Source organism: Shewanella avicenniae, assembly GCF_017354945.1.
Classification (GTDB): domain Bacteria; phylum Pseudomonadota; class Gammaproteobacteria; order Enterobacterales; family Shewanellaceae; genus Shewanella; species Shewanella avicenniae.
In genome coordinates this window covers 3207175-3231345 of the sequence record NZ_CP071503.1, presented here as the reverse complement: position 1 = coordinate 3231345, position 24171 = coordinate 3207175, and the positions used below count along the sequence as shown (strand labels likewise).

The window sequence follows — 24171 nt, the reverse complement described above, 5'->3', positions numbered from 1 at the left end:
AATCCGCTATATTCAAACTAATCAACTAGTTGGTTTGGATTTGCCACTTTGTCAAAGTTGCGCATTAAGCAGGAAGAACAGCTCTCCATTAAATTCAATCATTTGCTTGGTCGCGGTGAGCGGCGCAAGCTGGATCTCTATTTTTCTTTGCCAAAGGAGATGGGCATTGGCCCAAATAGTCTTAACGAAGAAGAATACTATTTCAGTGGGGTGCAAGGGCGGCGTGCCTACTATTCCGAAGGGCTGCATTTGCCGCTGGTGCAATCACGCTTTGTTAGCCAAAAAAAGCGCACCTTAGAAGAGTTTCGACTCTATATGAACCTGTTCGCCTATCAATATGCGGTGGCAATGGAAAACGATGCCCGTGAATTACTGCGGATTGATGATGACCAAGCGTTCTTTAAAGCCTTAAATGAATTTACGGTGCATGCCACCACCTTGTTGCGGCGTTTTAGACGCGGTGCGCCTGCGGATGAAAAATGGCATCACTACTTTGAAAATGCCGATAACTACCTATCATGGTTTACTGAACAGCAACTGCTGAAACTGTTGGCAAAATATGGTGATGGCAACATTAATCATGTCACCGAAAAGGTGTTGATGTTATGTCGGCAGGAGCGTGAGTATCGCGATGGCCGCAAATATAACTCGCAACGTACCAGTAAAGACCCCAACCGTATTGCCAATAAAATGCTGCTGTTGCGGCGGTTGATCCAGCAAGGGGTAGTTCTCAAAGAGGAACTCAAAACCTTAGGTGAAGGGCTCAAAAAACTCACCACGGGTTTTGCCACTGCACTGGTGATGTTGGTGGTCTCAACCTTGATTATCAAAGCCCAAGGTGCGTTTGATGGGCTGACCTTAGTGCTGGTGTTTGTCTTGGCGTTGATTTACGGCGCGCGTGAGATTTTTAAAGAGGATGTGCGCAACGCGTTATGGCGTGTGGTGCAACGTGGTCGGCCGCGTTGGAGCCGTATTCTACGTGATACCACCACTCAGGAGCTGATCGCGCGCCAACTCGTTTGGTTGGAGTTTGTCAAAACGCGTGATCTACCCGATGCCGTGAATGAGATCCTCAAGCGGCGCCACAGCCAAAACAAAGTCGAGGCTGAAATTTTGCATTACGGCATTGAAACGCGGGTGGCCGATACCGATTTTTTAACCGGCTATAACACCATACAAGAGCAAGTGGTGTTTAGCTTGGTGCCCTTTGTCGAATTTCTTGAGCGCGGTAGCGATCAGATTTATCACGAGCAGGACGGCATGGTGACCTGTGAGCCGGTGGAGCGCCGTTATCAAATAAACTTGGTCGTGATGTGTCAGCGGGAAAAGCAGGATGTGCAATATGCGCGCTATAAAATCACGGTGAATCGTCATCAAATTGTGGAGATTACCATGAGTGATCTGCCGGATAACCTGCCACTAATCGATGAGTTGGCTGACGAGAATGGCAGTGCGACCGGGCGACTCGACAGCCAATCAACGCCTATTGCGGAGCGCTAGTCTCGGCTGTATAGGCTTGGCAGATGCTGCCATATCCACTTTGCTTGGCGCGTTTTAGCGCGACTTCGGCGTTGGCTAAAAACTGCTCTAACGATTGTCCGTTGCTATAGGCTGCAATGCCCATGCAGATGCCATCAGACAGCCCATTGTGGCTGAGTTTATCGAGCGAACTCTTAGCGTAGTGATGGGTACGGGTTGGGTCGGTATTTGGCAGCAAGATCACCAGCCGCCCTAACTGCCAGTTCGACATTTGATAACCCCGTGGCAGGTCGCGAAGCAGTTGCATTTCGACCTGTTGCTGGCGGCTTTCCAATTGGCCAATATCACTAAAGTGACTCAACATATCTTCTGGGTTGATATCTAACAGTAATAGGCAACTGTGGCGCTTGTCGTCCTTATCCATTGCCTCAAAGTAGCGCTCTAAATCGGGCAATTCATTCATCACGGTACTGCGATAGGGCGCATGTTCGCCTTTGTGACCCCAGTGATTCCCTGCTTGTTCGAGAGTGCAGATCAAGTACTCCAACTCACCTTCTTCATCTAAACAGCCTTTCAAGGTGATTTGTAGGCATTCGCCACGGCGTTCACCGTTGAGGATTTGCCCTTGCCAATGACCATGCATGCTGATCAGTTTTAAAATCCGTTGCCACTGGTTTTCAAAATCATTTTTCAGCAGCTGCAGCAGGCTTTGTTGTAGGCAATCATTCAGGCGCAGCAGTTGATTAAAACTGTCATTCACCTTAACCAACTGGCCATTGGTTCGAAGCAAGGCGGTGGCCACCGATGAGTCGCTCAGCATTTGGTTCAAATGGGCTTCTTCGCGTGCTTGTTTAAGGTCACTGATATCTTCAAAAGTGACTAACACATAGGTGTATTCGTGATCACCGCTGAGGCGAATATTAAAGCGAATATAGATGTTATCGAGCGACTGTAACTGTACTTCACCGTGCCAAATTTGGGCGTGTTGCAGATGCTCCCGGACTTTGCTGTACCAGAGATCATCCTGTTCAAATAGCTTCTGCAAGCTACGGTTTTCAATGTCTTGCTGAGCTAATTTGAACAATTTTGCCGCGCGGTCGTTGGCGCAGATAATCCGCCCCATGGTATTGGCTAGCAGGCAGCCGGCATCGCTACCGAACAAGCCATCGGCCAACTCAATGGCGTTAGCCCGTGAGCGCTGTTCAATGCGATACAGATGCACCAACACAATCACAGCGGTGGCGAGAATGGTCATAATCACTACTGAAATCAGCAGGATATTGCGCCACTCTTCAAATCTGGCGGTGATGTCGTCATTACGAATGTAGGACATCAGCAGGTATTGTTGCCCATCAATTGCTGTGGCTTGGGCGCCTAACTGAATTTTGAGGAACACAAAGGCGGCGTTATCACCTTGGAATTCACCGAAATTGTTCATGGCTAACTCACGCCATAACGTCGGGTAGGTTTGGCGCAAGCTGCTGCCTAAGGTATCGGGAATACCGGGCAAAGGATCGAGATTGCTGGCACCAGCATATAACTGGCCTTGGTCATCTAACAGTAACAGTGGCGAATCATTACTGGAAAATGCGGGCTTAATCGCTTGCAACATCTGCTGTAAGGAGTTGTAGGTGACCAGATAGCCGCGTACCGATTGATCGGGGTTTTCCAGACGGGCTATTTGCATCTGATAAGGCTCAAGCCGATCTTCAACTGGCACAAACTCTACCCCAGAGATATAGATATTGTTGTCACTGAGAGTATTGACCTGCTGCAGTAAGGTTTTAGGTAATGGTGCTGCACCAAAACGCGGGCTGCTGGCTTGTTTAAATTTCCCGCTGGCATCGAACAAGGCGATGTCCATCAGTTCGGGAATATTTTGTTTCATCGAATCCCAGCTGGTTAGCATTTTATCGAGTTCTTGCTCACCGGGATTTTGCAAGTAATGGCGCAGCTGTTCAGCGCGGGCGAACATCTGGGTGCGAAACTGTTGAAAAGAGACTTTATCTGCTAACAGGGTGCCAACGGTCTGCAATTCGCTGTAACGTTGCACAGCCCATTCTTGTTGAAATTTACGTTCGCCAAGCGTGACCACCACATTGGCAATCAGCACTATGGTTATCACCAACATACATAATTGACTGACCACCGCCAGTAAGCGTTGGCGGGACCATTGTACGCCACGAATATGCGGGGTAAGTGGCGATTCCTTGAGTCGATGTTTACTGGACATTCAAATAGTGGCTGAAGCGAACAATGCGGTTATGTTAACACGAAATATTGTTCGCTACAGCGGCGACAGATCTATCCGACGACATCCAACACGCGATGCTTAAATTGGCAGCCTGCCGCTTCAACCAATTGTTTACAGGCGGCAATATCAACCCCTTGCAATCCTTCAATGGCAGATACTTGCACATCTTTGATGTAGCGTGGCGCATCTTTAATGAACTGATTCACTGCTACCCACGAATCTTTTAAACGCGGTTGGCAGTGCTGCAGATATACCGCTTCATTCTGTGCATTCAAGGATACAGACAGCGCATCGGTACACTTTGCCAGTTCTGGCAAAATGTTGCGGCGGTGGAACAGATTACCTAGACCATCCGTGTTGATCCGCACGCGACCGCCTTGACGCTTAATTTCGTGCGCCACATTGAGCAAGGTCGTGAGGTTGAGTGTTGGTTCACCATAGCCGCAAAACACGTACTCTTTAAAGGCGGTTACATCACCCAGTTGTGGAATGATCTCGGCGGCACTGGGTTGGTGATCCAGTGCGAGTTGATATTGATGCACTTGCTTACTGCCGTTGTGTTTAGGGCAGAATTGACAGCGCAGGGTACAGCGACCCGTAATGTTAAGGTAGCGGCTGTCGCGAATATCGTAAACTAAGGTGCAGCAGTGGCTTTCGCTATTCATATGAGAGAGGCGGTTCTACAAAAACGTTAGTGAAAGTGTAGCGAGTTTGTGGGGGCGATAATGTCGCCAAGGTCAAATTGCCAAATGCTAATGTGAAATTAACGCTGGTAATTCATCGAGCGGTTTTGTTTGTTAATGGCGTGGTGAATAGCGGCAACCTCGCTTGGCGCGCGACTGCTAAACTGCGCGCGAGGCTTACTGAGCTTCTAGTGCTTATTTGATCAGTGTTAGCAATTTTTTAAAACGTTCCCCTGTGGCAATCTGCTGCAATTCGAACAGCAATGACTCAGTTTGGGTCAGCATTGCACCTCTAGCTTGCATCATTTGCACGGCAATTTCTTTGTTTGCAGGGTCTCGACTATCAATCGCATCAATAACTAGATGTACATCAAAGCCTTGAGCTAAAAAATCGGCACAACTTTGATAAACACAGATATGGGCCTCTATGCCCGCTAATATCACCTGCTTACGCCCCAAATCGGCCAACGCTTGGCGGCAGCTGTCATTTTGCCATGCGCTAAAGTGCTGCTTAATTATTGGCCTATGCTGAGTTGCGAGAATCGTGGCTAATTCTTCACTTGTGGAACCGAGTTTTTCGGGCAACTGTTCAAGCCATATCAATGGAATATCAAATAATTGTATGCCTTTAATTAAGGTGGCTAGCCGTTGATGCAACCGCTCTGAATCTGCCATCATGCGGGCAAGTTTTCCCTGTACATCCACCAACACCATTACGCATTCATTACTGTTTATCACTGTACTCTCCTGTAGTGAGACCCCGATCAAGTTTAGGTCATTAAGTTTGATGTCGACAACGGTGCAGCCAAAGAACATTGTTTGATTCAAATTGGTGCAAAAATGTTCGCTATGTAACTTATTGGTGCAAATGTAACGCACGAAAATGGTGGGTGATCTGCTAACTCCTTGTAATACAAAAAATTAACATTTTGGCCTAATGCTTGAATTAAAAAATCCAACAACACTACATATAAAGGCGATTTGGAGGTCTGGATGAAATTAGTCAGCGCAATCATCAAGCCATTCAAGCTAGATGATGTTCGCGAAGCTATCGCGGCAATCGGGATTGAAGGCATGACAGTAACCGAAGTTAAAGGCTTTGGTCGTCAAAAAGGGCATACCGAACTTTATCGTGGCGCAGAATACCAAGTGGATTTTCTGCCTAAGGTGAAGATTGAGATTGCAACAAAAGCAGAAAACCTAGAGCACCTGCTGGAAGCGATTACTAACGCTGCCCACACAGGCAAAATCGGTGACGGGAAAATTTTCGTGACAGATCTAGAACAAGTTATCCGTATTCGTACGGGTGAGACTGACTCTGAAGCGCTTTAAGGGGAAAGGGGATAATAACAATGGAAGAATTAACCAAATTGGGGACTACCGTTACAGAGCTTCGCTTTGCGTTGGACACCTTTTACTTCTTGGTGTCTGGAGCTCTTGTTATGTGGATGGCCGCTGGTTTCGCGATGCTCGAAGCTGGTTTGGTTCGCGCTAAAAATACCACCGAAATTCTGACCAAGAACTTCGTTCTATATGCAATCGCTTGTGTGACCTTCCTGCTGGTCGGTTACAACATTATGTATGTAGACAATACTGAAGGTGGCTGGTTGCCTTCATTCGGCACACTGATCGGTTCTCAAGCTGAAGGTGCTGATCACGCATTAGAATCAGACTTCTTCTTCCAAGTAGTGTTCGTTGCAACTGCAATGTCAGTTGTTTCTGGCGCTGTTGCTGAGCGTATGAAGTTGTGGGCATTCCTGATCTTCTCTGTCGTATTGACTGCTGTTCTGTATCCTATCGAAGGTTACTGGACTTGGGGCTCAGGCTTCCTGTCTGCAGCTGGTTTCTCTGACTTCGCTGGTAGTGGTATCGTGCACATGGCTGGAGCTTCTGCTGCACTGGCTGGCGTATTGTTACTTGGCCCACGTAAAGGTAAATACGGTCCTAATGGCCAAGTTAACCCAATCCAAGGCTGTAACTTGCCGCTGGCAACTCTGGGTACCTTTATCCTGTGGTTCGGTTGGTTCGGCTTCAACGGCGGTTCTCAGCTGATGGTATCTGATGCTGAAAATGCATCTGCAGTAGCAAAAGTATTTGTGAACACCAACTCTGCTGCGGCATTCGGTGCAGTATCTGCGCTGATCGTGTGTAAGATGGTATGGGGCAAGGCTGACCTGACTATGGTGCTGAACGGTGCTTTGGCTGGTCTGGTTGCTATCACTGCTGACCCAGCAAGCCCATCATTAGTGATGGCGGGTATTGTTGGTCTGGTTGCTGGTGCGCTGGTTGTATTCTCAATCGTTGGTTTCGACCGCTTGAAGATTGATGACCCAGTGGGTGCATGTTCTGTACACGGTGTGGCTGGCCTGTTCGGTGTTATGGTCGTACCTGTATCTAACGCTGATGCGACCTTCGGTGCACAAGCACTGGGTGCTGTGACTATCTTCGCATGGATGTTCGGTACTTCACTGGTTATCTGGGCAATCCTGAAAGCGACTATGGGCATCCGTGTCTCTGAAGAAGAAGAGTACAACGGTGTTGATGCCTACGACTGTGGTGTTGATGCATACCCAGAGTTCGTGACTGTTAAAAACGCATAATCACTAAAACAGTAAGTTTGGCTGAAAAACAGGGCGCTTAAGCCCTGTTTTTTTTATGGCTAATTTCTTCGCTTTCCCTGATTTAAATCTGGCGCTACTCAGGTTATTACTTTATGCACAATTTCTTGAATTTATTTAGCTAAAAAGCCTAAATCATTGGTGGATTAATACCTGTTACCTGTGTTTTAATAAACTTTGTTCAATATTTGAAACATAACTACTAAAAGTATAAATTTAAATTTTTGTGTCGTTGAATGTTAGAGGCCAGTAGAAATCATGCCGTACCAGAATGATGATCTAAGAATTAATGAAGTAAAAGAACTCTTACCACCGATAGCCATTCTGGAAAGATTTCCGGCGACTGCCGCAGCTTCTGAAACTGTGTTTAACTCACGTAAGAGTATTCACAATATTCTGAAGGGGGCTGATGATCGTCTGTTAGTGATCATTGGGCCGTGTTCAATTCATGACCCTGAGTCAGCCATTGAATATGGTCGCCGTTTAAGTGTGCTACGGGAACAGTACAAAGATCAGCTGGAAGTTGTCATGCGGGTTTACTTCGAAAAACCGCGTACCACAGTCGGTTGGAAGGGGTTAATCAATGACCCGTACATGGACAAGAGCTTTGATATTAACGATGGCTTACGCAAAGCGCGTAGTTTGCTGTTGCAGGTGAACGATGCAGGTATGCCGACTGCCGGTGAGTTCTTGGATATGATCACGCCGCAGTATTTGGCTGATTTAATGTGTTGGGGCGCGATTGGCGCGCGGACCACTGAATCACAAGTACACCGTGAATTGGCCTCCGGCTTGTCTTGCCCAGTGGGTTTCAAAAATGGTACCGACGGCAATATCAAGATTGCGATTGATGCCATTGGCGCCGCGAGTGCATCACATTACTTTCTCTCAGTAACGAAATATGGTCATTCTGCGATTGTATCGACCAAAGGTAATCAGGACTGCCACATCATTTTGCGTGGTGGCACAGCGCCTAACTACGAAGAAGAATATGTGCAAGATACTAAAGCCAAGCTGATAAAGTCAGGCTTGCGTCCTAACATCATGGTCGATTTTAGCCATGCAAACTCGAATAAAGACTATCGACGTCAGTTGGTGGTTGCTGAAGATGTTGCTCAGCAGATGGCAAAAGGTGAAATGGCGATTTTCGGCGTAATGGTGGAAAGTCATTTGGTTGAAGGCCGTCAAGATCTTAAGCCTGGTCAACCTTTGTGTTATGGCCAAAGTATCACCGATGGCTGTATTGGCTGGGATGATACCGAAACCTTGTTGGCAACCTTGAATGAAGCGGTTATCGCGCGCCGTAATTCAAGTAAGTAAGCCAGCTACACCCAATGCTTTGGGTTAAAAAAATCCCCACTCAGCTCCTGCTCAGTGGGGATTTGTCTATCAGATACAACCCTAAGAAGTTTTGTCCGTTTCTAGCTGTTGTTGTACGTATTTATTGGCTTCTGCCAAACTGCCGAAACAAGCGATGAGATTATTTTTACCTTTTTCTCTGATTTCTGGCACGTTCGACTCAACCATCATCCACACCCACGTCTGTACCAACGGCAATGGCGGGCGATTATTTTTTGAATCCGGCATAACGGGACCTTGTTCTCGCTTTAGTTATACAGATCTTAACGGTTCCTATCTTCTTCGCGTCAGTCCCTTGCTATCTGCGCGAATTAGATTAGCAAAGAAATAGGTTGCCGATAACCTCATGGATCTCATCACAAGGAAAAAAAGTGCAAGATGATATTACATTGAAGCGCATTAGCTTTTTATCAGGTACTATGCAACTAAGTTAGTTAAAGATCGTGATCTAGATTCAGTAATGATTCAGCTTGTGCTGACTAGTATCTAGGGATAGATGATGAAAATAGCCTGGAGAGAATATATGGAAAATATTTCGTTGTTAGTCAGCTTGGAAGGCACTCAGCATCAGGTTACCACCGACTGGCGCAGTCTATCTGCAACGCTGATTAAACGCGGTATTGATGAAATGCAATTAGCACAATTTCATACCGAATTACGCGCTGGGTTGATTATTACTACGAGAGGGCTGACGTTGGCGATGAAGCCAGAGAAGCAATTGGGTGGGATAAATTACGATGCGCTGTATGCGTCAATTAACAAAACGAATCTGGCTCACCATCCGCAGTAATGCGGATGGCAATGCCGTTATTCTTCAGAGCTACGCTCTTTTTCCCAGCCATCACACAGCAGATTCTTACAACCATCGACCGGATTTAATGGCTTGAGGCTGGTGATTTTACCACCGTGATAGCACAGCAATTCACCTTCGATTTCGATCATGCGGCTACAACTTTTGCAGCTGAAGGATGCCTCTTTAACTAAGTCTGTGCTGGGCGACAGGCTCATGTAGGTCGTTTTCATCCTTGTTCCTCTCAGTATCAAAGTCTTTGATCTTATCCACGAATACTATCATTTGTGTGATGTGGCGCACAATGTAACTTATTAAAATTTTGCGCCAGACACGAGATCAACGTTCCAAGTGGCGGTAACTATCGTCCAACGCTTGGCTAAAACCTGATTCCGTCACAATGCGAATATGTCGCGGTGACAATTCTCGGGGATCGTTAATGCCGCAAGTATGCGCCAACATCCCAAGGTCGTGATGCAGAATGCGATTGTAATTGGCAACTCTTACAGATTTATCACGAGGATCTAATCCTTGTTGTAATTTTTTGTTGTGGGTGGTGATGCCAGTAGGGCAGGTGTCCTTATTACATTGCAATGCCTGAATGCACCCCAAGGCAAACATGTTGCCTCTAGCTGATGCAATAAAATCAGCGCCTAAGGCTAACGCCCAGGCAACGCGAGATGGAGTAATCAGCTTGCCTGAGGCAATTACTCGCACTCGGTTTTTTAATCCATGTTGTCTCAGTAACGCCACCACAATTGGCAGGCTTTCTTTGAGTGGCAATCCTACATAATCCATTAACGGTTGTGGTGCTGCGCCTGTACCGCCTTCTGCCCCATCAATGGTGATAAAGTCTGGTGCCGCTGCTATGCCACGTTGATTAACTTCCGCCAATAAATCTGCCAACCATTGTTGTTCGCCTAACACGAATTTGAGCCCTGTGGGCTTGCCTGTGGCGCTTCTTACGTTATCGATCATATCGAGAATGTCACCGACAGATTGAAATTCAACATGGCCATTCGGGCTGATGGAGTCTTGTCCAACAGGTATCCCGCGAATCGTGGCAATCTCTTCGGTGACTTTAATTCCTGGCAATATACCGCCTTTACCGGGCTTGGCACCTTGGCTCATTTTGATTTCAAACATTCTAATTTGTGGCTTTTCAGCGAGCTGTCTGAGTTTGCTGTAATCCAGCTGCCCTTTATCGTTGCGAACGCCGTATTTTGCGGTGCCAATCTGAAACACAATGTCGCAGCCTCCTTTTAGATGATAAGGGCTAAGGCCACCTTCACCGGTATTAAGCCAACAACCTGCCATCGCAGCACCATGTGATAATGCGGTAATCGCCGGGCGTGACAAGGCGCCAAAACTCATGGCTGAGATATGGCAAATCTTGTCGGTGACATAGGGGTGCCGACAATGTTCACCAATCGTCATTGGAGTTGCTGCAACGCTTTCACCGCTAATTGCCGGAAAAGCCGTGTTTAAGAAGATGATTGAGCCGTTGGCTTCTAGAGAGCGGGTTGAACCAAAAGCGATGGTCCGGTCGACATTCTTCGCTGCGCGGTAGACCCAACTTCGCTCTGCACGATTGAACGGTAATTCTTCACGATCCATGGCGAAGAAATACTGTCGAAAAAACTCCCCCTGTTTTTCGAAGAAATAGCGAAATCGACCAATAATCGGATAGTTGTGCCTTACCGCCTGTTTGGTCTGAAAGCGATCGACCAAGTACATATACACCAACATTAAGGCCACAGTGCCGATAACAATTAAAAAAAGGCTTGAGAACAGTTCGAGCAGCCACAACAACCATTCAGAGTTAGCCATAAATTCTCCCTTACAATTATGACGTTAGTCGTTCAACCGGCTTTGATTGTTAGTGTATACCATATTATTTGACGGGATATTTATTCAGCAGCGACTAAACTTGTGTAAATAATGGCCGATATAGATTAGGTATCGTCACAACGGAGTGTTGGTTATGGAAGTCCAGAATCATGGCTATCAAGTGTCGCAGGTAGCGAAAGACAAATCCGCAACGGTTGATGGTAATCATGGCAAAGCGGTGTCTGAAGTTGCCAGCAGCAAAAGTATTCGGGCGCAAAGCCGCGACTATATGAACAGCGCTGTCTTAGCCGCTCAAGAAGATGTCGCGTTAAGCAGCGGTAATCAGCCGTTAGCGTTGCTATACCGCACCGCACTAGAAGCAATAAATGAAGAGCTTGCGCCCGCACTGGGCGATAATGCCATTCAAACGATAGCGAATAGTGATGTTGATTACAGTCCAGAGGCTACTGCCGGCCGAATTGTCGATTTTGCGACTCAGTTTTTCAGCGTTTATCAGCAGCAAAATCAGCAATTATCGTTTGAAGAACAACTCAGTAACTTTATGGGGATTATTGGCGGCGCTATCGATAAAGGATTTGGCGAGGCGCGCGATATTCTCGATAAGCTCAATGTGTTGGATGGAGACATTGCTGATGGTGTCAACGCGACCTATGACTTCGTGCAGCAAGGATTAGATAAGTTTCAGCAAAACTTATTGCAGCCCACAGACGAGACTGCCACAGACATCACTGAATAATAAATTCGTAACTCGCGTAAAACCCCACATCGTTGGGGTTTTATTTTATCTAGCGCAGGATAAGCTAGAGTGTATTCGATGGGAGGAATTGTTATGTGGCAAAGCACCAATGTCATTGCACGCATCGATTGGAATGAGCGGCTCTTTAGTCTGCGATTGGCCGCAAAAATTCCGTTCGAAGCGGGGCAGTTTATTAAGCTAAGTTTACCCAGCGAAGATCGTCGATTGGCGCGAGCCTACTCGTTGGTGAACTCCCCAACGGCTGATTTTAGCGAGATTTTGGCGATGGAAGTCGCTGATGGCCAATTGTCTCCGCGCCTTCATCATCTGAACGTTGGCGATGCTCTCGATATCTCCACTAGCGCTACAGGGTTTTTAACTTTGTCAGAATTGCCAGCACAGGGAGAACACTTGTGGTTATTGGCAACGGGCACTGGCGTTGGCCCTTTTATTTCGATACTGCAAAGCTCACAAGTATGGCAGCGATTTACCCAAGTGGTTTTGGTTTATGGGGTTAGGCAAGTCTCAGATCTAGCCTACCGTGAGCAAATAGCTCAGATTGCCGCAGCACGGCCAAATTTTCATTTTGTTTCGGCCATCAGCCGTCAGGCGGATGAGACAAGTTATCCGGGCCGAATTACCACGGCATTAGAAACTGGTGAATTGGAAAAGCGCGTTGGGCTATCATTGTCTCCGACTCAGAGTCAAATCATGCTGTGCGGTAACCCCGAGATGATCAAACAATGTAATGACTTATTAACTGAGCGTGGATTTAGCAAAAATTTGCGTCGAGCCCCTGGGCAAATCACCACTGAAAAATACTGGTAACCTGATATGAAGCTACTTTATTCCGTTGCCTCTCCCTATGCGCGTGCTGTGCGGGTGGCATGGCGCTATTTACATCTTACCAATATCGATGAACAACTCTGTGATCCGTTTGAAGATGGCGCTGAGTTACTTGAAGCAAATCCTTTGGCCAAAGTGCCTTGTTTGATTATTGATGGCGGAGCTGCCATCTATGACAGCGAAGTGATTCTGCGGTATCTCGCCACGTTATCGCAGGGCGGTACTAAGTTGTTTTTCGCAGCTAATGAATGGCAAGCGGCGACACAGTTCTCATTGCTCAAAGGGGTTATGGATGCAGCGTTTGGATTGCGAATGGAAATTCGGCGATTCGAAGAGCATTGCGGTTCACAACAATGGTTAATGCGCCATGAGCAGGCGATTTTGCGCGCATTACAACATTTAGACAAAAGCGGAATCACCGCTGAGCCCTTTGACGTGCGGCATATCATGTTGAAGTGTATTGTCGATTACCTTGATTTTCGCTGTTCTGAACTTAATTGGCGTAATGTTGCTCCAGCGATTGCCTTGTGGCAAAGACCGCTGTCGCAGGTGAGTTTGTTTGCTGAAACGTCACCGTGCTAATCATTCACTTAGCCGATGACGTTATATCAGCTCGATGGTGTGTTTATCCGTTGCTCGGCGACCTTGCGGCCGGTCGCGACGATTGACTTCACCAAAGGCGCCGTAAAGATCATGTGTGATGCCGTAGTCTAAACGACGATCGCTACCCACAACCCGGCGGTCTTCAAAATGCTCATAGCGACAACGGCAAGTGGCCGCAGAGCATTGTTTGAGTGGTAAAATAGGAGCATCTGCTGATAAGAAACGTTTACCTTCTATTTCCACTGCAGCATTGCAACACTCCTTGTCACTCATAATACTGACAGCATGGTAAGGATTACGGCTTTTGGCAGTCGATTTTTGTGCTTTCACTCTGGGGCTGGGAGCCAATATCTGCATAAATGCAAAATACAACACCAGTAATACCGCCAACAAAATGATTAGTTCCATCTAAGCAACTCCTTATTCCATCCACACAGTTCATAAAGTGTAGTGCAGTTTCTACATACGTCTTGGCTAAATTAGGATGAATAAAGGCGGAAATGCACTAGCTAGTTCATTTTGAAATGTTTTATTACAGCCGCAGTTATCAACAAATCTTCACATCTGTGCTACTTTTTCGTAATCAATCCGCGATTTCACCCCCAATGCCGGTCATCGGTATTGGCGAAACACAGCTAAAAATAATGTGATGGAGTGTTGATGCGCCTATTACCCGCAATTATGTGTTCTGTATTCATTGGTTCTGTAACTGTGGTAGCCAATGCTTTTGCTTATGATCGAATTACCGGTGCTGAATTTGCCAGTCGTTCCGAGGTTTACGCGACCCATGGCATGGCTGCAACTAGTCAACCTTTAGCCACACAAGTCGCCCTCGATGTATTAAAACAGGGCGGTAGCGCTGTTGATGCAGCCATCGCAGCAGATGCGATGCTCGGGCTGGTGGAACCCACTGGTGCAGGGATGGGCGGCGATCTGTTTGCGATAGTGTGGAGTGCGAAGGACAAGCAGCTGTATGGGCTAAATGCGTCTGGTCGTAGTCCTAAATCGCTGACACTGGATATGTTGCAGCAGATGGGGCTGGAATACTTACCGCCTTTTGGTCCATTACCCGTTTCTGTGCCCGGGGCGGTTGATGGCTGGTTTGAACTGCATAATAAGTTCGGTAAATTGCCGATGGCAAACAACCTCGCGCCGACTATCGCTTATGCGCGTAATGGTTTTCCTGTCTCTGAATTGATTGCGTACTACATGCAAGCGAGCGCTAAGCGGTTGGGTAAATTTCCCGGCTTCAAAGAAACCTATATGCCCCATGGCGCTATGCCGAAAACTGGTGAGATTTTTAAAAATCCGGCATTAGCCAGTACCTTAGAAAAAGTTGCTAAGGGGGGGCGTGATGCCTTCTATAAAGGTGATATTGCCAAGAGTATCGCGGCGTATATGAAGGCGCAGGGCGGATATCTTAGCTATGACGATCTTGCCAGCCATCAAAGCGAATGGGTTAAGCCAGTTTCTGCGAACTATCGTGGCTATGACGTGTGGGAATTACCGCCAAACGGACAAGGTATTGCAGCGCTGCAAATCCTCAAAACCATGGAGCCGTTCGATGTAAAAGCGATGGGGCAATTAAGTGCTGAATATGTGCATCTGTTTGTTGAAGCGAAAAAGCTCGCGTTTGCTGACCGCGCTAAGTTTTACAGCGATCCTGCCTTTAACGATATCCCCGTAAAGCAGTTGATTTCGGAAAAATACAATTATGAACGTGCCAAGTTAATCGATCTTAACAAAGCGGCTAAAAGCGTTGAACCAGGTAATCCCAACCTTTTACATGGCGATACCGTTTATCTCACAACTGCCGATGCAGAAGGCAATATGGTGTCGCTGATTCAAAGTAACTACCGTGGGATGGGCTCTGGCATGACGCCGCCAGATTTAGGGTTTGTATTGCAAGACCGTGGTCAGTTATTTGATCTAACCCCTGGCAGGTTTAATAGTTATGCTCCCGGAAAGCGGCCGTTTCACACCATTATTCCCGCATTTGTCACCAAAGATGGTAAGCCGTGGCTGAGCTTTGGTGTTATGGGCGGGGCAACCCAGCCGCAAATGCATGCCCAGATCATGATTAATATCATTGATTTTGGTATGAATTTACAGGAAGCTGGCGATGCACCACGAATATTACATACCGGCTCGACTCAGCCAACCGGTGAGGTGATGGAAGACGGCGGCTACGTCAGCCTTGAATCGGGCTTCCCGATGGAAACTCGCCGAGAATTAATGAAAAAAGGCCATGTCATGCGTGACTCGCTGGGCGCATTTGGTGGCTATCAAGCTATTGGTTTCGACGCCAAATCTGGCGTTTACCGCGGTGCTTCGGAAAGCCGTAAAGACGGACAGGTTTCCGGATATTAGTAACAAAATAACGCGTTAACATTTGAATAGATAAGCGGATAATGTTGCGTAAATATCATCTGCAGTAAAAGGTATCTTGATGGATATTATCGATATGCCACGTGAACAGTTGGGAATTTGTGCCGAAGGTAATCTACATAGCATCTATTTGATGTTTAATGCCGTAGAAGGTGCTGAGGTGCAGATGCGGCCTTGCTTAGCGAGCATCGCCCAGCACATTTATGAGTTATCAGATCAGTATGCTGATAGTGCCTTTAACGGGTTTGTTGCTGTAGGAGCTAACTATTGGGATAGCTTGTATCCAGATGGCCGACCACACTTGTTGCGCCCATTTCCAGCAATGGCAGAGGGGAATCGAGATGCGCCAGCGCTTGAGTATGATCTGTTCATCCACCTTCGTTGCGATCGACTAGATATTCTGCATCTTGTGGCCAATGAGGTGTATGACATGCTGGACGATCTCGCTGAACTGCAAGAAGAAGAGCGCGGTTTTCGCTACATGGATAATCGCGACCTGACGGGGTTTGTCGATGGCACAGAGAACCCTAAAGGGCGTAATCGTCAAAAAGTCGCGTTAGTTGGCGATGAAGACCACCCATTTCGCGGTGGCAGCTACATTCATGTGCAGAAATATGCGCACAACATGAAGAAGTGGCAACGCTTACCGATGAAAAAACAGGAAGATATTATCGGCCGTACTAAGCAAGATAACATTGAGTATGAATCTGAAGATAAGCCGCTGACCAGCCATATTAAACGCGTCAATCTTAAAGATGAAAATGGTGAGTCTATGGAGATTCTGCGTCAAAGTATGCCGTTTGGTGGTTTAAAACAGCAGGGGTTGATGTTCATTTCGACTTGCCGCACCCCTGAACACTTTGAAAAGATGTTGGCCAGTATGATTCATGGCGACGGTGCGGGGCATCACGACCATATGCTGCATTTTACTCAAGCGATGAGCGGTTCATCCTTCTTTGCACCATCTTTGGATTTTATGCTTCAATATGACGATTAATCGCTATCGATGACAGATAAAACAACAGGCACCGCATGGGTGCCTGTTTTGCTTCCAACGTGGGTCAGCTTATTCGCAGTAATTAAACAGCGATTTGACGGTTTCTAAGGTGTCATCGATCTGTTTAATGTTTGATGGACAGATAAAAATAGTATCGTCCCCAGCGATAGTACCCAAAATACCTTCCGGCTTACCGATAGAATCCAGTAAGCGCGCGATCAGCTGCGCCGCGCCGGGACTGGTTCTCACCACAATCATCGCCTGATTGTGGTCAACATCCAGTACCAAGTTTTTCAGCGGACTACCTGCCGTTGGCACACCAAGCTCAGCCGGTAAGCAATACACCATCTCTTGCTTGGCGTTGCGGGTTCTCACCGCGCCAAATTTGCTGAGCATGCGCGATACTTTAGACTGATTAATGTTGTTAAACCCTTCAGTCTGCAGTGCGCTGACAATTTCCCCTTGAGAGCCAAATCGCTCTTCTTTTAAAAGTGCTTTGAATGTCTTGATCAGATCATCCTGGCTTTTTGCTGTTTTCATTAAGTTATCTATTCCAGGTATTCATTTAGACAGGTTAATGCTGCATATATTTCAAATTTTTGTCAACAAATAGTCAGATTGAGTGAATAATAATGCATGTTTAACTGTAAGCATTTATAGACATAGAGATTTGAAACTTTTAAATCCCCTTTCAAACTAGTACCTAACCCTATGACTAAGGGATAATTGCAGCTTTTGTGATCATGACTTAAATTCACTTCACACTAAAGTTGGATCTACATCACAAAAAGTCCGATGATTGACGGAGTAAGACTATGAAAGTTGCCGTACTTGGTGCTGCTGGTGGTATTGGCCAGGCTCTTGCACTTTTGCTGAAGACCCAATTACCTGCAGGTTCTCAGCTGTCGTTGTATGATATTGCCCCTGTTACCCCAGGTGTTGCGGTTGATTTAAGCCACATCCCTACAGCCGTAGAAATAAAAGGATTTTCCGGAGAAGATCCTTCACCAGCGCTCGTTGGTGCAGATGTAGTGTTAATTTCTGCGGGTGTAGCGCGTAAACCCGGAATGGATCGCTCTGATCTGTTCAATATCAACGCGGGTATTGTGCGTAACTTGATTGAAAAAGTTGCTGCAACCTGCCCGAAAGCCTTGATTGGTATTATCACCAACCCAGTTAACACGACTGTTGCTATCGCGGCTGAAGTGTTGAAAAAGGCCGGTGTTTACGACAAAAATCGCTTGTTCGGTGTCACGACCTTAGACGTGATTCGTTCTGAAACCTTTATTGCTGAACTTAAAGGGCTGAACGTTGCTGACGTTAAAATTAACGTCATTGGCGGTCACAGCGGTGTGACTATTCTGCCGTTACTGTCGCAAGTTGAAGGTGTGAGCTTCAGCGATGATGAAGTTGCCTCACTCACTAAACGTATTCAAAACGCGGGTACTGAAGTAGTTGAAGCCAAGGCCGGTGGCGGTAGTGCCACGTTGTCGATGGGGCAAGCGGCTTGTCGCTTTGGTCTGTCGTTGGTGCGTGGTCTGCTTGGTGAAGCGAATGTTGTTGAATGCGCCTATGTTGATGGCGGCAGCGAACATGCAACCTTCTTCGCCCAACCGGTATTGCTCGGTAAAAATGGTATTGAGCAAGTACTGCCTTACGGTGACGTTAGCGCATTTGAAGCGCAAGCACGCGACAGTATGCTCGATACTCTAAACGCCGATATTCAGCTGGGTGTTGAGTTCGTTAAATAACACGAGTGTGATTGCATCAAAAAGCGGAGCCAATAAATATGCTCCGCTTTTTTCATGTCTGTTTGCTGAACTGCTGTTAACGGCGTTGTCGGTATCTAGTGTGTTCTTGATACCGCGATTTTCGCTAGGCTAATGAGCGCCTGTTTAATTTCACCTTCGGCAATAGGGGCTAGGGCTGCGATGGCCTTTTCTGACTCTTCAACCGCTCTTTGATAGGTGTAGTCGAGTGCACCACAGGTATTCAGTGCTTCAACGATAGTGGCGATATGCTCAGTGCCATCGCCTTGTTCAACCGCGGCGCGAATGATCTGCTTGGCCGTGTCATCGCCGTTTGAAATGGCATAAATCAATGGCAGAGTAGGTTTGCCTTCAGCCAAGTCGTCACCGATATTTTTACCTAACTCTTCAGGGTCGGCAGTGTAATCAAGTAGGTCATCAATCAATTGGAACGCAGTACCTAAGTATTTACCGTAATCCGCCATCGCTTGTTCTATGTGCTTATCACAACCTGCGACTACCGCAGCGAGCTGAGTAGCTGCTTCAAACAATTTGGCTGTTTTACAATAAATGACACGCATGTAGGTTTCTTCTTTCGTGTCAGGGTCATTACAGTTCATTAACTGCAATACTTCCCCTTCCGCCAGAATATTGGTGGTATCCGCCAATACACGCAGTACTTTCATTGATTCCAATTCTGTCATCATCTGAAACGCGCGGGTATAGAGGAAGTCACCGACCAATACACTCGCACTATTCCCAAACAGGGCGTTAGCTGTTTCACGACCGCGACGCAGGGTTGATTCATCCACCACGTCATCATGCAGTAAGGACGCCGTATGAATAAATTCTACGATTGCCGCTAACTTAACGTGGTCGCCACCGTTATAATTAACTGCACGGGCTGCAAGTACCGACAATAAAGGACGTAAGCGCTTGCCGCCGCCATTAATAATGTAGAAGCCCAGTTGGTTGATCAACGCAACGTCTGATTCTAGTTGTTTATAAATCAGTTGGTTGACTGCTTGCATGTCAGTATCGGCTAACTGACGTATTGCGGTTAAATCCATATTCGACCTAGATTTTACGGGGATGCGACTCCCCCGTTTTGCTTGAGTTGAGATACTACTGCGGCAGGATTTTACCTAAAATTGACTGTTAAGACAGTACTTAAGCTAAGGATGTGTGTAATAAACTGCTCTTTTTTATCTCGGTACCAATTAGGGCTTGCCAGTGTTGGATTCTTCGCGTAGAATCCGCGCCCATTGTCATTAAAGTTTTTGTGGCGCTCAGCGTTATTACATCCTGAGTGCTAAGAATTTCGGAGTAAAATAGCTATGTACGCTGTTTTTCAAAGTGGTGGTAAGCAACACCGTGTTGCTGAAGGTCACACTGTTCGCTTAGAAAAAATCGAAGTTGCTACTGGTGAAACTGTTGAATTTGATCAAGTTCTGCTGGTTGCAAATGGTGAAGACGTTAAAGTTGGTACCCCTTTAGTTGAAGGCGGCAAAGTGGTTGCTACTGTAGTTAGCCATGGTCGTGGTGAAAAGGTGACTATCCAGAAGTTTAGCCGTCGTAAGCATCACGAAAAGAAAACTGGTCATCGCCAGTGGTTCACTGAAGTTAAAATCACTGCTATCAACGCTTAATTTAGGAGTCTGACTCATGGCACACAAAAAAGCTGGCGGTTCTACTCGTAACGGCCGCGATTCAGAAAGTAAACGTCTTGGTGTAAAGCGCTTCGGCGGCGAATCTGTACTGGCAGGTAACATCATCGTGCGTCAACGTGGTACTAAATTCCACGCAGGTGTAAACGTAGGTATCGGTCGTGACCATACTCTGTTTGCGCTGACTGACGGCAAAGTGAAGTTCGAAGTTAAAGGTCCTAACAACCGTAAATTCGTAAGCATCGAAGAATAAGGTTTAGTTCCTGCAGTATATAAGCCCCGCCATTGGTGGGGCTTTTGTTTTGTATGTTGGTTATTTTGGCAGCAATAGTGTGGAAACTGTATAATTTGTCCATCTGTAGCAGCCAGGAGAATGTATGAAGTTTGTTGATGAGGCAGTGATCAGGGTAGAAGCGGGCGACGGCGGCAATGGCTGCGTTAGCTTTCGTCGTGAGAAATATTTGCCAGATGGCGGCCCTGATGGTGGTGATGGCGGCGATGGTGGCAGCGTTTACCTACAGGCGGACGAAAACCTCAATACCCTAATTGACTATCGCTTTGAGCGTTTTCACGCAGCTGAGCGTGGTGAGAATGGCCGTAGCCGTGACTGTACCGGTCATGGTGGTAATGACCTCGTGCTGCGTGTACCCGTGGGTACCCGCGCTGTGGATGAGGACACCGACGAAGTGTTGGGCGATCTTACCACCAATGGTCAAAAGCTATTAGTGGCGAAAGGTGGCTTCCATGGTTTAGGCAACACCCGTTTTAAAAGCAGTACTAACCGTGCGCCGCGTCAGAAGACCATGGGCACTCCTGGTGAGGTTCGTAGCTTGCGCCTAGAGTTGTTGCTGCTGGCGGATGTGGGCTTGTTAGGCATGCCAAACGCGGGTAAATCGACCTTTATTCGTGCTATTTCTCGTGCTACGCCGAAGGTGGCTGATTATCCGTTTACTACGCTGGTGCCTAACCTTGGGGTGGCTAATCCACGTCCAGGGCAAAGCTTTGTGGTGGCGGACATTCCAGGGCTGATTGAAGGTGCGGCAGATGGTGCTGGTTTGGGTATTCGCTTCCTAAAGCATCTTGAGCGCTGTCGTATCCTGTTGCATATTGTTGATATCGAACCGATTGATGGTTCTAGCCCGGCAGAAGCTGCAACCGCGATTGTGGCTGAGCTGGAAAAATACTCGCCGAAATTGGCTGCTAAACCGCGTTGGTTAGTCTTCAATAAATCGGATCTGCTGCTGGAAGATGAGCTAAAAGAAAAGATTGCTCAAGTAGTGAAAGAGATCGGTTGGGAAGGTGATGTGTATACCATGTCAGCTTATACCCGTGAAGGTACCGCCGCACTGGCCGAAAAGCTCTATGATTTCATCTCTACACTGCCAAATGATGAAAGTGAGAAGGACGCCGAAGAAGAAGTTGAATTCAAGTGGGATAATTACCACAAAGAAAGTGTTGAAGACCTCAACCCTGACTATGATGATGATTTTGACGACGACTTCGACGACGATGATTACGATGTTGAGGTTATTTATCAACGCTAATAGCTAAAGTGAGAGCCTGACGTCCTGTGTACGCTGATACCCAAAATGATATCACCCGGCAGGTTGTCCGGGCCGCACAGTTATTATTAGCCTACGGCGCCGAATCGGATCTGGTTGAAGAGATCAGCCAACGATTAGGTCGTGCGCTCGGGCTTGCCAGTGTTGAACTTTCCATTTCATCTAACGCCTTGGTGATGACCAGCCTAGTGCATGGGCGCTGTGTCACCACCACGCGGCGAATTCGCGAACACGGCATTAATATGGCCGTGGTTTGCGAATTACAACGCATCTGTTTGCTGGCCGAGAAGGGCCTATACGGGCCAAATGAAGTCCGTAAGCGATTGGCCCGCATTCACCCTCGAACCTATCCTCGCGCTGTTGTTATCCCGGTTATTGCGCTGTCCTGCGCTAGCTTTTGTCACCTTTCGGGTGGTGATCTCGTCGCTTGTTTGATTACGTTTCTGGCGTCTGCTTGTGGCATGTTTGTGCGGCTGCATTTGGCTGCGCGCCATTTCAACGTACTGATCAATTTTGCCGTCACCGCCTTTATTACCACGCTGGTCGCACAGGTAGGCTACCTTGAACCAATAACCGATACGCCTCAGCTGTCAATGGCGGCAGCTGTGTTGATGTTGGTGCCCGGCTTTCCAATGATTAATGCTATTTCAGATATGGTCAAAGGTCATATGAACGTGGGTGTTTCCCGCTGGGGACAGGCAACGCTGATGACGGTTTCGTCAGTGATTGGGATTACCATCGCGATGCAGCTCGGAGGCTTGTTGTAATGGAGTTAGTGCTGCTGTTGCTCAATGATGCGTTTTTTTCGGCAATCCCCGCCATTGGCTTTGCGATGCTCTTCAACGTGCCGAAGCGTTTTTTAGTGTTTTGTGCGTTAGCCGGGGCAACCGGTCACTGCGCCAGAACCTTGATGTTGCGTTACGGTTTACCTATTGAATGGGCGACATTTGTCGCCGCGGCCATTATCGGCGTGATTACCATCGCGTTTGCGAAGCGTCATTTAGCGCCGCCATTGCTGTATGCCGTTGCGGCGATCATTCCGATGATCCCCGGTTCCTATGCGTTTAATACCGTCATTGCTATAGTGAAATTAACGGCGAGTCAGTCGCTGCAGCCTGAGTTGCTCAATAGTGCAGTCACTAACGGCTTAAAAACGATATTTATATTGGGAGCGTTATCGGTAGGGTTGGCAATGCCAGCGCTTGTGTATTACCGTACGCGTCCGATTATTTAATAGGAATAGACGATGCATATCGCGATGATTGCCGCCATGGCGCATAACCGAGTCATTGGTAAAGACAACCAAATGCCATGGCATCTTCCCGATGATTTACGCCATTTTAAAGCGATGACGCTCGGCAAGCCGGTAATTATGGGGCGCAGAACTTTTGAGTCGATCGGTCGTCCGCTGCCGGGGCGCTGCAATATTGTTGTTAGTCGCCAACAAGATTACCACGCCGATGGCATTACGCTGGTGGCCTCTCTGCAAGACGCTCTGTTAGCTGCGGGGCAGGTAGAGGAAGTGGTGGTGATTGGTGGTGGCCAGCTCTATCGTGAAGCATTACCGTTAGCTCAGCGGCTTTATTTGACTGAAATCGATCTCGAGGTCGCTGGTGATACTACCTTCCCCGAGTGGGATGACGGCAGTTGGCAGCTTGAAAGCGAAACCTTAGGCGAAAGCGAAAAGGGACTGAAATACCGTTTCATTAGCCTAATGAAAAAGTACTGAGCTGCTTACATTAGCGTCGTCGGCTGAAATTGCTACACAACAAACCATTACTTCAACTTGGTGATGGTTTTTTTAGCTGGATAGGCAAATGATCGGCCCATCGATGCTGCTAAGATTCCAGCGGGTGAACGTCCTCTGTGACGGCTGACGCTGTTGCCGCCGCTGACTGTTGTTTGCGATTACGTTTAATCCGCGTTCTGCGCCTATCTGTTGCCGCGCGTTTAAAAGACAGTGCTCTGGAAAGCAGCAGACCGATGACGCCAGCAACGATTAACATTATCTGCTGCTGTTGCATATTTTGTTGGTGCGCGGCTTTAATCTCATCGAAAAATAGCCGCGGGTTAAGCCTCACTTCAATAAACCCTAGGTTTTCTCCCTGCTGAATAATCGCTTCTACGTAGGGCGGATAGGGCGCAAGTAGCGCTTCTAGCTCATCAGTGTCCGGATCAATGTCATCGTCATTCACATCCTGGGCAAAGGATAACCGCATTCCTTCAGCGTTGTAGATGGTGGCCGCCATCACTTTGGGGTCTTCTACTAAGGCAGACGTGAGCCATTGCAGCTGCTCATCATTTTGCAGTTGTAGTGCGGGTGCGGCGCCATAAGCGGTTTGTTGTACCATTAATCGCGCCATCTTTTCAGTTTGAGTCTTTAGAAGCTGCTGGCCTTGTAGTAGGCTGGTCTGCCACAATTGCACCAAGCCAATAATCAGCGTGACCGCTAAGGCGATCTGTAGCAGACGAATAATGGTGTGAGTGGCTTTTAGACCTCTGAACAATAACACTTTGTCCCCTAGTTAACTGCTGGTGGTTTGTTAATCATAATGGATAATTCGACCAGCGCCCATACGGAGAATTTTTG

At 47.3% G+C, this 24171-nt stretch carries 27 protein-coding genes; 17 read left to right on the top strand and 10 right to left on the bottom strand.

Annotated features, from left to right (window positions below; translation table 11 throughout):
• Positions 1-48 precede the first annotated feature (48 nt).
• Complete coding sequence (locus tag JYB87_RS14355) at positions 49-1500, top strand: hypothetical protein (protein ID WP_228729877.1); 1452 nt, start codon at positions 49-51, stop codon at positions 1498-1500.
• On the opposite strand, the gene JYB87_RS14350 is transcribed toward JYB87_RS14355, so the two are convergent.
• The 3 genes from JYB87_RS14350 to JYB87_RS14340 all read right to left on the bottom strand — a co-directional run bounded on the left by JYB87_RS14350 (position 1484) and on the right by JYB87_RS14340 (position 5154).
• Entirely contained in the window at positions 1484-3712 is a 2229-nt protein-coding gene (locus tag JYB87_RS14350) for a PAS domain-containing protein (RefSeq protein ID WP_207354150.1), read from the bottom strand. The genes JYB87_RS14355 and JYB87_RS14350 overlap by 17 nt on opposite strands.
• A gap of 71 nt (positions 3713-3783) precedes the next feature.
• Complete coding sequence (locus tag JYB87_RS14345; protein ID WP_207354149.1) at positions 3784-4398, bottom strand: TatD family nuclease-associated radical SAM protein; 615 nt, start codon at positions 4396-4398, stop codon at positions 3784-3786.
• Between the two features lie 213 nt (positions 4399-4611).
• The gene (locus JYB87_RS14340; protein ID WP_207354148.1) at positions 4612-5154 is read right to left on the bottom strand and encodes a hydrolase; all 543 of its coding nucleotides are present in this window, start codon (positions 5152-5154) and stop codon (positions 4612-4614) included.
• 255 nt (positions 5155-5409) lie between these two features.
• On the opposite strand from JYB87_RS14340, the gene glnK reads away from it, so the two are divergent.
• The 3 genes from glnK (at position 5410) to aroG (ending at position 8354) form a co-directional block, all read left to right on the top strand.
• Complete coding sequence (glnK, locus tag JYB87_RS14335) at positions 5410-5748, top strand: P-II family nitrogen regulator (protein ID WP_207354147.1); 339 nt, start codon at positions 5410-5412, stop codon at positions 5746-5748.
• A 20-nt stretch (positions 5749-5768) separates the two neighbouring features.
• Positions 5769-7016: an ammonium transporter gene (locus tag JYB87_RS14330; RefSeq protein ID WP_207354146.1), complete on the top strand. Its 1248-nt coding sequence runs from the start codon at positions 5769-5771 to the stop codon at positions 7014-7016.
• Positions 7017-7292: 276 nt separating this feature from the next.
• Positions 7293-8354, top strand: a complete 1062-nt coding sequence (aroG, locus tag JYB87_RS14325) for a 3-deoxy-7-phosphoheptulonate synthase AroG (RefSeq protein ID WP_207354145.1) — start codon at positions 7293-7295, stop codon at positions 8352-8354.
• An 81-nt stretch (positions 8355-8435) separates the two neighbouring features.
• On the opposite strand, the gene JYB87_RS14320 is transcribed toward aroG, so the two are convergent.
• Positions 8436-8621: a hypothetical protein gene (locus JYB87_RS14320; RefSeq protein ID WP_207354144.1), complete on the bottom strand. Its 186-nt coding sequence runs from the start codon at positions 8619-8621 to the stop codon at positions 8436-8438.
• A gap of 295 nt (positions 8622-8916) precedes the next feature.
• Between JYB87_RS14320 and JYB87_RS14315 the strand changes: the two genes are divergently transcribed.
• The gene (locus tag JYB87_RS14315; protein WP_207354143.1) at positions 8917-9183 is read left to right on the top strand and encodes a hypothetical protein; all 267 of its coding nucleotides are present in this window, start codon (positions 8917-8919) and stop codon (positions 9181-9183) included.
• A 17-nt stretch (positions 9184-9200) separates the two neighbouring features.
• Here JYB87_RS14315 and JYB87_RS14310 read toward each other — a convergent pair whose 3' ends face one another.
• Both JYB87_RS14310 and JYB87_RS14305 read right to left on the bottom strand, forming a co-directional pair.
• The gene (locus JYB87_RS14310) at positions 9201-9416 is read right to left on the bottom strand and encodes a hypothetical protein (protein WP_207354142.1); all 216 of its coding nucleotides are present in this window, start codon (positions 9414-9416) and stop codon (positions 9201-9203) included.
• A gap of 106 nt (positions 9417-9522) precedes the next feature.
• Complete coding sequence (locus tag JYB87_RS14305) at positions 9523-11013, bottom strand: FMN-binding glutamate synthase family protein (protein ID WP_207354141.1); 1491 nt, start codon at positions 11011-11013, stop codon at positions 9523-9525.
• A gap of 154 nt (positions 11014-11167) precedes the next feature.
• Between JYB87_RS14305 and JYB87_RS14300 the strand changes: the two genes are divergently transcribed.
• The 3 genes from JYB87_RS14300 (at position 11168) to JYB87_RS14290 (ending at position 13198) form a co-directional block, all read left to right on the top strand.
• Positions 11168-11770: a DUF5610 domain-containing protein gene (locus tag JYB87_RS14300; protein ID WP_207354140.1), complete on the top strand. Its 603-nt coding sequence runs from the start codon at positions 11168-11170 to the stop codon at positions 11768-11770.
• Between the two features lie 93 nt (positions 11771-11863).
• A complete protein-coding gene (locus JYB87_RS14295; RefSeq protein ID WP_207354139.1) occupies positions 11864-12598 on the top strand; it encodes a ferredoxin--NADP reductase in 735 nt (244 codons plus the stop codon).
• Between the two features lie 6 nt (positions 12599-12604).
• A complete protein-coding gene (locus JYB87_RS14290) occupies positions 12605-13198 on the top strand; it encodes a glutathione S-transferase N-terminal domain-containing protein (RefSeq protein ID WP_207354138.1) in 594 nt (197 codons plus the stop codon).
• A gap of 21 nt (positions 13199-13219) precedes the next feature.
• Here JYB87_RS14290 and JYB87_RS14285 read toward each other — a convergent pair whose 3' ends face one another.
• The gene (locus JYB87_RS14285) at positions 13220-13627 is read right to left on the bottom strand and encodes a hypothetical protein (protein WP_207354137.1); all 408 of its coding nucleotides are present in this window, start codon (positions 13625-13627) and stop codon (positions 13220-13222) included.
• Positions 13628-13900: 273 nt separating this feature from the next.
• On the opposite strand from JYB87_RS14285, the gene ggt reads away from it, so the two are divergent.
• Positions 13901-15589 carry a gamma-glutamyltransferase gene (gene ggt, locus JYB87_RS14280; RefSeq protein WP_228730017.1) on the top strand — a complete coding sequence of 563 codons (1689 nt, stop codon included), beginning with the start codon at positions 13901-13903 and terminating at the stop codon, positions 15587-15589.
• A 79-nt stretch (positions 15590-15668) separates the two neighbouring features.
• Positions 15669-16604, top strand: coding sequence for a Dyp-type peroxidase (locus JYB87_RS14275; RefSeq protein WP_207354135.1), 936 nt, complete (start codon positions 15669-15671; stop codon positions 16602-16604).
• A gap of 69 nt (positions 16605-16673) precedes the next feature.
• Here the strand turns inward: JYB87_RS14275 and argR are convergent, their stop codons facing one another.
• A complete protein-coding gene (argR, locus tag JYB87_RS14270) occupies positions 16674-17144 on the bottom strand; it encodes a transcriptional regulator ArgR (RefSeq protein ID WP_207354134.1) in 471 nt (156 codons plus the stop codon).
• A gap of 275 nt (positions 17145-17419) precedes the next feature.
• Between argR and mdh the strand changes: the two genes are divergently transcribed.
• On the top strand, positions 17420-18355 hold the full coding sequence (gene mdh, locus JYB87_RS14265) for a malate dehydrogenase (protein WP_207354133.1): 936 nt from the start codon (positions 17420-17422) through the stop codon (positions 18353-18355).
• Between the two features lie 95 nt (positions 18356-18450).
• On the opposite strand, the gene ispB is transcribed toward mdh, so the two are convergent.
• Positions 18451-19422: an octaprenyl diphosphate synthase gene (ispB, locus tag JYB87_RS14260; RefSeq protein ID WP_207354132.1), complete on the bottom strand. Its 972-nt coding sequence runs from the start codon at positions 19420-19422 to the stop codon at positions 18451-18453.
• A 267-nt stretch (positions 19423-19689) separates the two neighbouring features.
• Here ispB and rplU point away from each other — a divergent pair, with 267 nt between their 5' ends.
• From rplU to folA, 6 genes are all read left to right on the top strand, one after another.
• Entirely contained in the window at positions 19690-20001 is a 312-nt protein-coding gene (gene rplU, locus JYB87_RS14255; RefSeq protein WP_207354131.1) for a 50S ribosomal protein L21, read from the top strand.
• Between the two features lie 16 nt (positions 20002-20017).
• Complete coding sequence (gene rpmA, locus JYB87_RS14250; RefSeq protein ID WP_037439204.1) at positions 20018-20272, top strand: 50S ribosomal protein L27; 255 nt, start codon at positions 20018-20020, stop codon at positions 20270-20272.
• Positions 20273-20396: 124 nt separating this feature from the next.
• Positions 20397-21563 carry an Obg family GTPase CgtA gene (cgtA, locus tag JYB87_RS14245; protein WP_207354130.1) on the top strand — a complete coding sequence of 389 codons (1167 nt, stop codon included), beginning with the start codon at positions 20397-20399 and terminating at the stop codon, positions 21561-21563.
• Between the two features lie 26 nt (positions 21564-21589).
• Complete coding sequence (locus JYB87_RS14240) at positions 21590-22348, top strand: threonine/serine exporter family protein (RefSeq protein ID WP_207354129.1); 759 nt, start codon at positions 21590-21592, stop codon at positions 22346-22348.
• Positions 22348-22815 carry a threonine/serine exporter family protein gene (locus JYB87_RS14235; RefSeq protein WP_207354128.1) on the top strand — a complete coding sequence of 156 codons (468 nt, stop codon included), beginning with the start codon at positions 22348-22350 and terminating at the stop codon, positions 22813-22815. Before JYB87_RS14240 ends, JYB87_RS14235 begins: the two co-directional genes overlap by 1 nt.
• Before the next feature lie 12 nt (positions 22816-22827).
• Positions 22828-23310 (top strand): type 3 dihydrofolate reductase, encoded by a 483-nt coding sequence (gene folA / locus JYB87_RS14230; protein ID WP_207354127.1) that lies wholly within the window; start codon positions 22828-22830, stop codon positions 23308-23310.
• A 109-nt stretch (positions 23311-23419) separates the two neighbouring features.
• Here the strand turns inward: folA and JYB87_RS14225 are convergent, their stop codons facing one another.
• Positions 23420-24094, bottom strand: coding sequence for an AhpA/YtjB family protein (locus tag JYB87_RS14225; RefSeq protein WP_207354126.1), 675 nt, complete (start codon positions 24092-24094; stop codon positions 23420-23422).
• Between the last annotated feature and the right edge of the window lie 77 nt (positions 24095-24171).